This window comes from Streptomyces sp. NBC_00440, assembly GCF_036014215.1.
Lineage (GTDB): Bacteria > Actinomycetota > Actinomycetes > Streptomycetales > Streptomycetaceae > Streptomyces.
On sequence record NZ_CP107921.1, the window covers coordinates 1,722,036 to 1,734,608 of the forward strand.

Sequence of the window (12,573 nt, forward strand, 5' to 3'; positions counted from 1 at the left end):
ACACGCCCCAGCGGCCGTATCCGTCACGCAGAACACCGGCCGTCACACTTCCATGTCACGCTGCGTAACAAAACCGCAATGAATGAGAGATTCCGCGGTGCCCCCGCACCCCGCCGCCGGCCCGCCCGGCGGCGGCTTTGCGACACCTGCACCGCGCACCCGCCGACAGCACCATGATTGCCTCAAGCCCCTTAGCGGAACTGCACGTTCTCACATCCCGGGCAGATACATGGTGACCGCATTTCTCCCAACTGTCCGCAGTGCGCCTACCGTTCGCCGCTCCGGTCATAACAAGACAGTCACATCCTGACCTTCGATGGTCCGCACTTCCGTCACCTGCGCTTAGAGTCACGCCCAGTCACCGCGCCGCCGGGCGCGTCTGCAGCACGGCCCTGCACCAATCCAGTACGGCCCGGCGAGACCTACGGCGCCTCAGCAGAGGCGGCGGCGCCAGGGAGAGGATTCATCGTGCGACAGCGTTCGTTGCTCATACTCACCACCGTGCTGACCACAGGCGCACTCACACTCACCGCTTGTGGATCGCGCGACAACAAGGACAGCAAGGGCAGCAGCGGCGGCAAGACCGAGGTCGTCATCGGCGTCGACGCGCCGCTCACCGGAGCGAACTCCGCCACCGGCCTCGGCATCCAGGGCGGCGTCAAGGTCGCCATCGATGACGCGAACAAGAACAACACCGTGCCCGGCGTGAAGTTCAGCATCAAGGCGCTCGACGACAAGGCCCTGCCGCCGACCGGCCAGCAGAACGCCTCCGCGCTGGTCGCGGACAACAACGTCCTGGGCGTCGTCGGACCGCTCAACTCCGGTGTCGCACAGACCATGCAGCAGGTCTTCGCCACCGCCAACCTGGTCGAGATATCGCCGGCGAACACCGCCCCCGAGCTCACCCAGGGCAAGAACTGGCAGACCAAGAAGGTCCGCCCGTACAAGACGTACTTCCGCACCGCGACCACGGACGCCCTCCAGGGCGGCTTCGCCGCGCAGTACGCCGGGCAGACGCTCAAGAAGAAGAAGGTCTTCGTCGTCGACGACAAGCAGACCTACGGCGCCGGTCTCGCCAAGCTCTTCAAGGCCAACTTCCTGAAGGCGGGCGGCAAGCTTGCCGGCCAGGACCACGTCAACACCGGGGACAAGGACTTCTCCACCCTCGTCACCAAGATCAAGAACTCCGGCGCCGACATCCTCTACTACGGCGGCCAGTACGACGAGTCCCAGATCATCACCAAGCAGCTCAAGGACGCCGGCGCCCACATCCCGCTCATGGGCGGCGACGGCATGTTCTCACCCACCTACATCAAGACCGCGGGCAAGGCGGCCGAGGGCGACCTCGCCACCTCCGTCGGCGTCCCCGTCGAGTCCCTCCCCGCCGCCAAGGACTTCATCGCGAAGTACAAGGCCGCCAAGTACACCGGTGACTACGGGACTTACGGCGGATACTCCTACGACGCCGCCACCGCCATCATCAAGGCCGTCGGCGCCGTGGTGAAGGACGGCAAGGTCCCGTCCGACGCCCGCCAGCAGATCGTCAACGCCGTCCAGAAGACGGACTTCGACGGCATCGCAGGCCACGTCTCCTTCGACCAGTACGGCGACACCACCAACAAGCAGCTCACCGTCTACCAGGTCAAGAACGGCGCCTGGAAGGCCGTCAAGAGCGGCATCTACACGCCGGCCGGCTGACCAGGAACACCGCAGTGCACAGGGCCGCGCGGCCACGACCACCAGTCACCGCGCGGCCCGCAGTCTCCCCGTAGCTCACACCCCACCCACATGGAGGCCATGCGGTGAACTCCCTGCCGCAACAGCTGGCCAACGGGCTGTTCCTCGGCTCGATGTACGGGCTGATCGCCATCGGATACACGATGGTGTACGGCATCGTCCAGCTCATCAACTTCGCCCACGGCGAGATATTCATGACCGGCGGCTTCGGCGCGCTGACGGTCTACATGTACGTACTGCCTGACGGCACTTCGATGTGGATAGCCCTGCCGGCCATGCTGGTGGGCGGCGCCATCGTCGCCGTACTCGTCGCCGTCGGAGCGGAACGCTTCGCCTACCGGCCCCTGCGCGGCGCGCCACGACTCGCACCGCTCATCACCGCGATCGGCCTCTCCCTCGCACTCCAGCAGGCAGTCTTCAACTGGTACCCCGGCGCGGAGAACGCCCGCGTCTTCCCGCCACTGCCCGGCGGCCCGTACCACCTCGGCTCCATCGACATCCAGAGCGGCGACCTCTTCCTGATCATCGCGGCCCCCCTCTGCATGGCCGCTCTCGCCGTCTTCACCCGGACCTCCCGCACCGGCCGCGCCATGCAGGCCACCGCCCAGGACCCCGACACCGCCCAGCTCATGGGCATCGACACCAACCGGATCATCGTCATCGCGTTCGCCATCGGCGGCCTCTTCGCCGCCGTCGCCGGCATCGCGTACGGCTTCAAGATCGGCAACGTCGACTACAGCATGGGCTTCCAGGCCGGCCTCAAAGCCTTCACCGCGGCCGTGCTCGGCGGCATCGGCAACATCTACGGCGCCATGCTCGGCGGTCTCGTCCTCGGTGTCGCCGAAGTCATGGCCACCGCGTACATCGACCAGGTTCCCGGTATGCATCAGCTCGGCGGCCAGGCATGGTCGGCGGTCTGGGCCTTCGTGCTGCTGATTCTCGTACTGCTCCTACGACCACAAGGTCTACTGGGCGAACGCGTCGCGGACAGGGCGTGACGGACATGGAACCCACCCAGAACAACGAGCCCGACGCGAACGCCGAGACCACCGGCACCACCGGCACCACCGGCACCAACCCGGCCAACGAGCCCACCACCAGTGCCGCCACCCCCTCCGGTGCCTCGCCGCTCATCCCGCTCCCGCTGGTCGCCGCCCGCGTACTCACCATGGCCGGCGCCGTCATCACCATCGTGAGCGCCTTCCTCTCCTGGACCTGGGAGTCCGACTTCGCCGACGACCTGACCTACTCCGGGAACCCCTCAGGACTCCAGTTCCTCGCGGTCATCGGCGGCGTCGTCACCCTCCTCTTCGTCCTCAGCCACGCTCGCGTACGCGGACTGCGCTGGCTCAACCCCAGCGGCGCGACCGCCCCGGTCTTCCTCGCGGCGCTCGCCGCGTTCGCCGTCGTCTGGTACGTCGTCCTCGCCATCGCCTTCGAACTCGGCGGGCTCGTCAACCTCGACCCGGGCGGCTGGATCGCCGCCGTGGGCGCCGCAGTCGCCCTCGTCGGCACACTCGCGCTGCCCAGGCCCGGCACCACCGCGAAGTCCTACTTCGCCAAGGCCGACCCGATCCCCGCAGCCCAGGCGCTCCCGGCCTGGGGACAGCGCGTGGTCATCACCGCCGCCACCGTGCTCGGCCTCATCGTCTTCACCTACGGCATCGGCGTCCCCGACGAACAGCCGGAAGTCTTCATCGCGTTCGTCCTGCTCGTCGTCTTCAACGCCTGGGCGCTCTTCGGCGCCGGACTCACCGACCGCTTCTCCGAACTCAACGCCCGGCACAAAGGATTCGCCACCTCCATGGCGTTCCTCGCAGCGGCGATCTTCCCGTTCACCCAGAGCGAGGACCACAACGCCAACCTCGGCGTGAACATCCTCATCTTCGGAACCGTCGCCCTCGGCCTCAACATCGTCGTCGGCCTCACCGGACTCCTCGACCTCGGCTACGTCGCCTTCCTCGGCGTCGGCGCCTACGCGGCGGCACTGGTCTCCGGATCCGAGTTCTCCACCTTCTCCGGCGTCCAATTCCCGTTCTGGGCAGCCGCCCTGACCGGAATGGCAGCCTCCCTGATCTTCGGCGTCCTCATCGGCGCACCCACCCTGCGACTGCGCGGCGACTACCTCGCGATCGTCACCCTGGGCTTCGGAGAGATCTTCCGCATCGCCGTGAACAGCCTGGACGGCTCGTCGGGCCCCGACATCACCAACGGCCCCAACGGCATCCCCTCCATCCCGGACCTCGAACTCTTCGGGTTCAACCTCGGTGCCTCCCACAACATCGCGGGCTTCACCCTCGGCCGGTTCGCCAACTACTTCCTGCTCATGCTGGTGATCACCGGACTCGTCGTCCTGGTCTTCAACCGCGCGGCCGACTCCCGTATCGGGCGCTCCTGGATCGCCATCCGCGAGGACGAGACAGCGGCCACCGCCATGGGCATCAACGGCTTCCGGGTCAAGCTCATCGCCTTCGCACTCGGCGCCACCCTCGCGGGCCTCGCCGGAACGGTCAGCGCGCACGTGACCTACAGCGTCACCCCCGCCCCGTACCAGTTCGCCGGAGCCGCCCCGCCCAACTCGGCCTTCCTGCTGGCCGCAGTGGTACTCGGCGGCATGGGAACGGTCGGCGGCCCGATCCTCGGTGCCACCTTCCTCTACCTCATCCCGGAGAAGCTCGGCTTCCTCAAGCAGTACGAACTGCTCGCCTTCGGCATCGCACTCGTCCTGCTGATGCGCTTCCGCCCCGAAGGCGTCATCGCCAACCGGCGGCACCAGCTCGAATTCCACGAGGACAGCGCACCCGACCTGCCGGAACAACGCACAACCGGCGACGAAACCGTCCCCGCAGGCAAGGCAGGGGCGTGAGGAACGACATGACCACGCACACGACCGCACCGGCCCCGGAAGCCACCGCCGCCCCCGTGCTCCAGGCCGAAGGCGTCATCATGCGCTTCGGCGGCCTCACCGCCGTCCGCGACGTCGACCTCACCGTCAACGCCGGAGAGATAGTCGGCCTCATCGGCCCCAACGGCGCCGGCAAGACCACCTTCTTCAACTGCCTCACCGGCCTCTACGTCCCCACCGAGGGCAAGGTCAGCTACAAGGGCACCGTCCTGCCGCCCAAACCGCACCTCGTCACCAAGGCGGGCATCGCCCGCACCTTCCAGAACATCCGGCTCTTCGCCAATATGACGGTCCTGGAAAACGTCCTCGTCGGACGCCACACCAGGACCAAGGAAGGCCTCTGGTCCGCCATCCTGCGCGGCCCCGGCTTCCACCGGGCCGAGGCCAGGTCCCGCGAACGGGCAACAGAACTCCTGGAGTTCATCGGCCTGGCCCACAAGGCCGGCCACCTCGCGCGCAACCTCCCGTACGGCGAACAGCGCAAGCTCGAAATCGCCCGCGCCCTCGCCAGCGAACCCGGCCTGCTGCTGCTCGACGAGCCCACCGCCGGGATGAACCCGCAGGAGACCCGCGCCACCGAGGAGCTCGTCTTCGCCATCCGGGACCAGGGCATCGCCGTACTCGTCATCGAGCACGACATGCGGTTCATCTTCAACCTCTGCGACCGCGTCGCCGTCCTCGTCCAGGGCGAGAAGCTCGTCGAGGGCACATCGGAGGTGGTCCAGGGCGACGAACGCGTCATCGCGGCCTACCTCGGAACGCCCTTCGAAGGCGCACCGGGGGACGAGGAGGTGGCCGAGGTCGAAGCGGCCGAGGCCGCGACAGGTCCCACCAGCACGACAAGCACCACGGGCACGACAAGCACCACGGGCACGACCAGTACCACCAGCTCCACCGGTACCGAAGGAGACACCCAGTGACCGCTCTCCTGGAGGTCCAGGACCTCAGGGTCGCCTACGGCAAGATCGAGGCCGTCAAGGGCATCTCCTTCAGCGTCGAAGCCGGCCAGGTCGTCACCCTGATCGGCACCAACGGCGCCGGCAAAACCACCACCCTGCGCACCCTCTCCGGCCTGATCAAACCGGCCGGCGGCACGATCGCCTTCGACGGGAAACCGCTCGCGGGCATCCCGGCCCACAAGGTCGTCGCCCTCGGCCTGGCCCACTCCCCCGAGGGCCGGCACATCTTCCCGCGCCTGTCGATCTTCGAGAACCTCCAGCTCGGAGCGTTCCTCAGGGACGACAAGGAAGGCATCGAGAAGGACATCCAGCGCGCCTACGACCTCTTCCCGATCCTGGGCGAGCGCCGGAAGCAGGCAGCGGGCACCCTGTCCGGCGGTGAGCAGCAGATGCTCGCCATGGGCCGGGCGCTGATGTCGCAGCCCAAGCTGCTGATGCTCGACGAACCCTCGATGGGTCTCTCGCCGATCATGATGCAGAAGATCATGGAGACCATCGTCGAGCTCAAGTCCCAGGGCATGACGATCCTGCTCGTCGAACAGAACGCGCAGGCGGCGCTCTCACTGGCCGACCACGGGTACGTCATGGAGATCGGCAAGATCTCGCTCTCCGGTACCGGCCACGACCTGCTGCACGACGAGTCGGTCCGCAAGGCGTACCTCGGCGAGGACTGAACCCGGTCCGCCCGGTCCCCGCAGCACACAGCCGGACGGCCCACCCCGAATCTCCCGGGGCGGGCCGTCCGGCTGTCGCCTTCGTACTGCGGACCTGGAGCCGCGCCGGAGCTACTGCTCCTTGGCCGCCTTCTTCTCCTCGGCGTCCTCGATGACCGCCTCGGCGACCTGCTGCATCGACATCCGGCGGTCCATCGACGTCTTCTGGATCCATCGGAAGGCGGCGGGCTCGGTCAGCCCGTACTGCGTCTGCAGCACCGACTTCGCCCGGTCCACCAGCTTCCGCGTCTCCAGCCGCTGCGAGAGGTCGGCGACCTCCTGCTCCAGGGCCTTCAGCTCGGTGAAGCGGGAGACGGCCATCTCGATGGCGGGCACGACGTCGCTCTTGGAGAACGGCTTCACGAGATACGCCATCGCTCCGGCGTCCCTGGCCCGCTCCACGAGGTCGCGCTGCGAGAACGCGGTCAGCATCAGGACCGGGGCGATGGACTCCTCGGTGATCTTCTCGGCGGCGGAGATCCCGTCCAGAACGGGCATCTTCACATCGAGGATCACCAGATCGGGCCGGTGCTCCCGGGCCAGCTCGACGGCCCGCTGACCGTCACCGGCTTCGCCGACGACCGCGTAGCCCTCTTCTTCGAGCATCTCTTTGAGGTCGAGGCGGATGAGGGCCTCGTCCTCGGCGATGACGACACGGGTCGTCAGCGGCGGGACGTGCGACTTGTCGTCGTCGGCGACGGGCTGGGGCGACTCGGGGGCGGTCACGGGGCTCCTTGATTCATGGCAGGTGCTGCTACCTGAGCCTACCTAGCTCCTGTATGTTTGAGTCACGGCGGGTCTCCGCTAACCTTTGATCTCAAGGCAAGCCCTGGTAGTCCAGCGGAAGAGACACGGTGCTCAAACCACCGACAGCGTGGGTTCGAATCCCACCCAGGGCACTTTACCTTCGCTTCCAAGGCCCACCCCTTATTGGAGATCTTCACTCGCCTCAGCGAACGCAGCGTCGAACGGGTGCGGCAGCAGCGATGTTCGGGCCAGTCTCGCATCCATGTACGACCTCAGCGCACGCAAGCTCGCACTTGAACTCGTCGGCCAAGGTCACAGCCTCAACTCCGTCAGCAAGCAGACGGGTATATCACGGGCCGCAATCCGCGAATGGCAGACCCACGTGGAGCCTCTCGCCCACCCCCGCCTAGCCCCTTGCGCACGGTGCCGCCTCGAACCCGGAACCCCCGACGACGCCGCCGCATATGCATATCTACTCGGCCTCTACCTCGGCGATGGCTGCATCAGCCCTCATCCCAAGATTGGGTACTACTTGCGCATCGCCTGTTCCAACTCCTGGCCGGGGCTCATCGAGACGTGCCGCGAAGCGATCAGTGCCGTTAGTCCAAGCGATTCCCTTTGCTTGGTCCAGAAGGAAGGTTGTGTTGCCGTCACCGGTTACAGCAGACATTGGCCATGCCTGTTCCCCCAGCACGGCCCCGGGAAAAAGCACGACCGAACCATCGCGCTGGAACCCTGGCAGCAGCAGATTGTCGATGAATATCCTTGGCCGTTCGTGCGCGGCTTGATCCACTCCGACGGATGCCGGAACACAAACTGGACCACCCGCATCGTCGGTGGTGAGCGGAAGCGCTACGAATACCCCAGGTACTGGTTCACCAACGTGTCCGACGACATCCGCCGTCTCTACACCGACACCCTCGACAAACTCGGCGTCGAATGGAAGAGCTGCACCCGCCACAGCAGGCCATACAACATCTCCGTGGCCAAGCGCGGATCCGTTGCACTCATGGATGCACACGTAGGTCCGAAGTACTGAGCCGCGAAAGGGCCCCTCAGCAGCGAATTCGAGGGGCCCTGGTCTACTGCTGACCAGTCTGGCTACTTCGGCGAATCGTCCTCCCCGACGTGGTGGACGCGGACCAGATTGGTGGAGCCGGCGACGCCGGGCGGGGAGCCCGCGGTGATGACGACGATGTCGCCCTTCTGGCAGCGGCCCGCCTTCAGGAGTTGTTCGTCGACCTGCGCGACCATCTCGTCCGTGGATTCCACGTGCGGGCCGAGATAGGTCTCCACACCCCAAGTCAGGGTGAGCTGGGCGCGTGTTGCCGGGTCCGGGGTGAAGGCCAGCAGCGGGATCGGCGAGCGGTAGCGCGAGAGCCGCTTCGCCGTGTCGCCGGACTGGGTGAAGGCCACGAGCAGCTTCGCGCCGAGGAAGTCGCCCATCTCAGCGGCCGCGCGGGCGACGGCGCCGCCCTGGGTACGCGGCTTGTTGCGGTCGTTCAGCGGCGGCAGACCGCGGGCGAGGATGTCCTCCTCGGCCGCCTCGACGATGCGGCCCATCGTCCGGACCGTCTCCACCGGGTACTTGCCGACGCTGGTCTCGCCGGAGAGCATCACGGCGTCGGTGCCGTCGATGACCGCGTTGGCGACGTCGGAGGCTTCGGCGCGGGTGGGGCGGGAGTTGTCGATCATCGAGTCGAGCATCTGGGTCGCGACAATGACGGGCTTGGCGTTGCGCTTGGCCAGCTTCACGGCGCGCTTCTGGACGATCGGCACCTGTTCCAGGGGCATCTCGACGCCGAGGTCACCGCGGGCGACCATGATGCCGTCGAAGGCCGCGACGATCCCGTCGATGTTCTCGACGGCCTGCGGCTTCTCGATCTTGGCGATGACGGGGAGCCTGCGGCCCTCCTCCTCCATGATCTGGTGGACCTCGTCGACGTCCCGGCCGCTGCGCACGAAGGAGAGCGCGATGATGTCGGCCCCGGTCCGCAGTGCCCAGCGGAGGTCATCGGCGTCCTTCTCGGACATGGCGGGGACGGACACCGCGACACCGGGGAGGTTGAGCCCCTTGTGGTCGGAGACCATGCCGCCCTCGACGACCAGGGTGTGGACGCGGGGGCCTTCGACCGAGGTGACTTCGAGGGCGACCTTGCCGTCGTCGACGAGGATGCGCTCGCCGGTGGTCACGTCCCCGGCGAGGCCGTTGTAGGTGGTGCCGCAGCTGCTCCGGTCGCCCCGGGCGCCGGGGGCGACGGTGATGGTGAACTCGTCGCCGCGTTCAAGGAGTACGGGGCCTTCGGCGAAGCGGCCGAGGCGGATCTTCGGGCCTTGAAGATCCGCGAGGATGCCGACGCTGCGGCCTGTCTCCTCGGCCGCCTTGCGTACGCGGCGGAAACGCTCCTCGTGCTCGGCGTAGCTGCCGTGGCTGAGATTGAATCGGGCCATGTCCATACCGGCTTCGACCAGTGCCTTGATCTGGTCGTACGAGTCGGTCGCGGGGCCCAGGGTACAAACGATCTTTGCTCGGCGCATGGTTCGAGCGTATGCCTTACCGATGGGTAAGTGATGGGTCACACATGACGACTCAACCACCTTTACATGAAAGGCTATTGACAACTGTTGAATTGTGCGCGCGTGCGCTCTGATGAGCAATTCCGATGGGCCCGATGCGGAATTGCGTCCCCTGACCGTCGGCCGACTGCCGGCCGTGGCTCCCCCGGGTTTCCGGGCCGGGCCGGATTCCCGGTGCGGGCCTCAGAGCGCCGGTGGTGACATGGTGAAACGGGCGTTCACCTGTGCGTAAACGGTCTGGCGCTGGGGTTCGAGGTCGATGGCCGGTACGTCGTCCGCCCCGCCGGGTGCCGCCGCTCTGAAACCACGGGTGCCGGCGAAGCCGGGGGCGGGCGGGCGCGCACCGTCCGCCCCCGGGTCGGAGAGCTCGACCAGGGCGGTCAGCTCGGCGCCGAGCGCCTCGGCGTACTCACGGGCGCGGGTGACGGCGTCCCGCACGGCCTGCCGGCGGGCGTCGCGGTGTGCGGGCGATCCGGGGCGCAGTGCCCACCAGGGTCCTTCGACGCGGGTCAGTTCCAGGTCGGCGAGGCGGGCGGTGAGTTCGCCGAGTGCGGTGAAGTCGTTGAGTGCGACGGTGATCCGGACGTGGCCGGAGTAGGCGCGGACCCTTTCGCCCCAGCCGTGCTGGGCCGGTTCGGGGCTGACGGAGAGCGCGCCGCTCTCCAGTTTCTCGACGGCTTCGCCGTATTCCCTGGCGAGTTCGAAGATGGCGGCGTTGCGCCGGGTGAGGTCCTGCAGCGCTGCCCGGCGGTCCTTGCCGCGGGCGCTCGCGGTGACGGTGAGGGTGGCGGTCTCGGGTTCGACTTCGAGGCTCGCCTCGCCGCGCACGGCGACGCGGGGGGTGTCGGGCGTGCCGTAGGGGGCTGCGGAGGGGTACGGGACTTCGTCGGTCATGGTTCCCACTGTCGCACCCCGGTACGACAGTCGGCGGTCACCAGATCGAAACCTGCGGGGGGTGTTGCACCGCGTGGCTCCTGGGTCAGAATCTACGCGCGTTGTGCATGGTTGCTGTCCGCATCTACGCGCGTTGTGCACGTGACTAGGGAGACGAAATGCCGCTCAACCGTAGGACGTTCCTGGGTACTTCGGCCGCCGCAGGCGCCGGTGTGGCCATCGCCGGAGGCACGGCAGTGCCCGCTGAGGCGCAGGGGCACGGCCATGGCCACGGTCACGGTCACGGGCGTCCGCCGAAGCGGTACTCCTTCACCGTGATGGGGACGACCGATCTGCACGGCCATGTCTTCAACTGGGACTACTTCACGGACAAGGAGTTCGACGACGCCGCGCACAACGACGTCGGCCTGGCGAAGATCTCGACGCTGGTCAACGGGATCCGCGAGGAGAGAGGCCGCCACAACACCCTGATGATCGACGCGGGCGACACCATCCAGGGCACCCAACTGTCGTACTACTACGCGAAGATCGACCCGATCACGGCCAAGCACGGTCCGGTGCACCCGATGGCGCAGGCGATGAACCACATCGGCTACGACGCGGCGGCGCTGGGCAACCACGAGTTCAACTACGGCATTCCGGTGCTGCGGAAGTTCGAGGAGCAGTGCCGTTTCCCGCTGCTGGGGGCCAACGCCCTGGACGCGAAGACGCTCAGGCCGGCGTTCGCCCCGTACGTCTTCAGGACGCTCCGCACACCGCACGGCCGGGATGTGAAGGTCGCGATCCTCGGGCTGACGAACCCGGGCATCGCCATCTGGGACAAGGCGAACGTGCAGGGCAGGATGGTGTTTCCGGGGCTGGAGGAGCAGGCGGCGAAGTATGTGCCGCGGCTGCGTTCCATGGGTGCCGACGTGGTGCTCGTGGCGGCGCACTCGGGGGCCAGTGGCACATCCTCGTACGGTGACCAGATCCCGTACGTGGAGAACGCGTCCGCCCTGGTGGCCGAGCAGGTGCCGGGGATCGACGCGATCCTGGTGGGCCATGCGCATGTCGAGATCCCCGAGAGGTTCGTGGAGAACAAGAAGACCGGGAAGCAGGTCGTTCTCTCCGAGCCGCTGATGTGGGGCGAGCGGCTCACGGTCTTCGACTTCGACCTGGTGTGGGAGAAGGGTCGCTGGGCGGTCGAGAAGGCCGGTGCGCGGGTACTGAACTCCAATACCGCGGCCGAGGACCCGGAGCTCGTGAAGCTGCTGACGGACGAACACAAGAAGGTCGTGGCGTACGTCAACGAGGTGATCGGGACGTCGTCCGCCGCGATGACCACGGCGGACGCGCCGTGGAAGGACGAGCCGATCATCGATCTGATCAACGCCGTCCAGACCGACACGGTGAAGGCGGCGCTGGCCGGTGGTGAGTACGCGGCGCTGCCGGTGCTCTCGCAGGCGTCGTGCTTCTCGCGTACGGCGCAGATTCCCGCCGGGAACGTGACGATCAAGGACGCGGCGGGCCTGTACCCGTTCGAGAACACGCTGGAGGCCCGTCTGGTGACGGGTGCGCAGATCAAGGACTATCTGGAGTTCTCGGCGCGCTACTACGTGCAGACTCCGGCGGGCGGTCCTGTCGACACCTCGAAGCTGACGAACGCGGATGACACGCCGGACTACAACTACGACGCGGTGTCGGGTCTGACGTACGAGATCGACATCGCCAAGGCGGCCGGTTCGCGGATCGCGAAGCTGTCCTTCGGCGGTAAGGCGATCGATCCGGCGGCGCAGTTCGTGCTGGCGGTGAACAACTACCGGGCGAGCGGCGGCGGTAACTTCCCGCATGTGCCGGCCGCCAAGCAGCTGTGGGCCAATTCGGACGAGATCCGGAACACGATCATCGCGTGGGTGCAGGCGAAGGGGACGGTGGACGCGTCGGAGTTCGCTTCGGTGGACTGGAAGCTGACGCGGGACGGTACGCCGGTCTTCTAGGGCGTGGCCGGGTGTCCGGCCGGGTTTGCGGGCCCGGCCGGGCCGGGTGCGGCGGTCCGGCCGGT

10 protein-coding genes and 1 tRNA gene are annotated in these 12,573 nt (G+C 67.2%); 8 read left to right on the forward strand and 3 right to left on the reverse strand.

The window, feature by feature from the left end; all coding sequences use genetic code 11:
* Positions 1-468 precede the first annotated feature (468 nt).
* From OHB13_RS07755 to OHB13_RS07775, 5 genes are all read left to right on the forward strand, one after another.
* Positions 469-1,698, forward strand: coding sequence for a branched-chain amino acid ABC transporter substrate-binding protein (locus OHB13_RS07755; protein WP_266858049.1), 1,230 nt, complete (start codon positions 469-471; stop codon positions 1,696-1,698).
* 104 nt (positions 1,699-1,802) lie between these two features.
* The gene (locus OHB13_RS07760) at positions 1,803-2,735 is read left to right on the forward strand and encodes a branched-chain amino acid ABC transporter permease (protein ID WP_266858047.1); all 933 of its coding nucleotides are present in this window, start codon (positions 1,803-1,805) and stop codon (positions 2,733-2,735) included.
* Positions 2,736-2,740: 5 nt separating this feature from the next.
* Positions 2,741-4,603: a branched-chain amino acid ABC transporter permease gene (locus OHB13_RS07765; RefSeq protein WP_328376471.1), complete on the forward strand. Its 1,863-nt coding sequence runs from the start codon at positions 2,741-2,743 to the stop codon at positions 4,601-4,603.
* An 8-nt stretch (positions 4,604-4,611) separates the two neighbouring features.
* Positions 4,612-5,562 carry an ABC transporter ATP-binding protein gene (locus OHB13_RS07770; RefSeq protein WP_328376473.1) on the forward strand — a complete coding sequence of 317 codons (951 nt, stop codon included), beginning with the start codon at positions 4,612-4,614 and terminating at the stop codon, positions 5,560-5,562.
* Positions 5,559-6,275, forward strand: a complete 717-nt coding sequence (locus OHB13_RS07775; protein ID WP_266858041.1) for an ABC transporter ATP-binding protein — start codon at positions 5,559-5,561, stop codon at positions 6,273-6,275. Before OHB13_RS07770 ends, OHB13_RS07775 begins: the two co-directional genes overlap by 4 nt.
* Positions 6,276-6,386: 111 nt before the next feature.
* Here the strand turns inward: OHB13_RS07775 and OHB13_RS07780 are convergent, their stop codons facing one another.
* Positions 6,387-7,040, reverse strand: coding sequence for an ANTAR domain-containing response regulator (locus OHB13_RS07780; protein ID WP_266858039.1), 654 nt, complete (start codon positions 7,038-7,040; stop codon positions 6,387-6,389).
* Between the two features lie 100 nt (positions 7,041-7,140).
* On the opposite strand from OHB13_RS07780, the gene OHB13_RS07785 reads away from it, so the two are divergent.
* Positions 7,141-7,213, forward strand: a tRNA-Leu gene (locus tag OHB13_RS07785).
* Positions 7,214-7,323: 110 nt separating this feature from the next.
* A complete protein-coding gene (locus OHB13_RS07790) occupies positions 7,324-8,100 on the forward strand; it encodes a transcriptional regulator (RefSeq protein WP_266858038.1) in 777 nt (258 codons plus the stop codon).
* Positions 8,101-8,162: 62 nt separating this feature from the next.
* On the opposite strand, the gene pyk is transcribed toward OHB13_RS07790, so the two are convergent.
* A complete protein-coding gene (gene pyk, locus OHB13_RS07795) occupies positions 8,163-9,599 on the reverse strand; it encodes a pyruvate kinase (protein ID WP_266858037.1) in 1,437 nt (478 codons plus the stop codon).
* Between the two features lie 222 nt (positions 9,600-9,821).
* Positions 9,822-10,532, reverse strand: a complete 711-nt coding sequence (locus tag OHB13_RS07800; protein ID WP_328376476.1) for an SIMPL domain-containing protein — start codon at positions 10,530-10,532, stop codon at positions 9,822-9,824.
* A gap of 158 nt (positions 10,533-10,690) precedes the next feature.
* Between OHB13_RS07800 and OHB13_RS07805 the strand changes: the two genes are divergently transcribed.
* Positions 10,691-12,508 (forward strand): bifunctional metallophosphatase/5'-nucleotidase, encoded by a 1,818-nt coding sequence (locus OHB13_RS07805; protein WP_328376478.1) that lies wholly within the window; start codon positions 10,691-10,693, stop codon positions 12,506-12,508.
* Positions 12,509-12,573 lie beyond the last annotated feature (65 nt).

Coding starts and splice junctions, on each gene's coding strand:
- OHB13_RS07790 (WP_266858038.1), top strand. CDS start 7,324: ATGTACGACCTCAGCGCACGCAAGCTCGCACTTGAACTCGTCGGCCAA.
- OHB13_RS07765 (WP_328376471.1), top strand. CDS start 2,741: ATGGAACCCACCCAGAACAACGAGCCCGACGCGAACGCCGAGACCACC.
- OHB13_RS07805 (WP_328376478.1), top strand. CDS start 10,691: ATGCCGCTCAACCGTAGGACGTTCCTGGGTACTTCGGCCGCCGCAGGC.
- OHB13_RS07770 (WP_328376473.1), top strand. CDS start 4,612: ATGACCACGCACACGACCGCACCGGCCCCGGAAGCCACCGCCGCCCCC.
- pyk (WP_266858037.1), bottom strand. CDS start 9,599: ATGCGCCGAGCAAAGATCGTTTGTACCCTGGGCCCCGCGACCGACTCG.
- OHB13_RS07800 (WP_328376476.1), bottom strand. CDS start 10,532: ATGACCGACGAAGTCCCGTACCCCTCCGCAGCCCCCTACGGCACGCCC.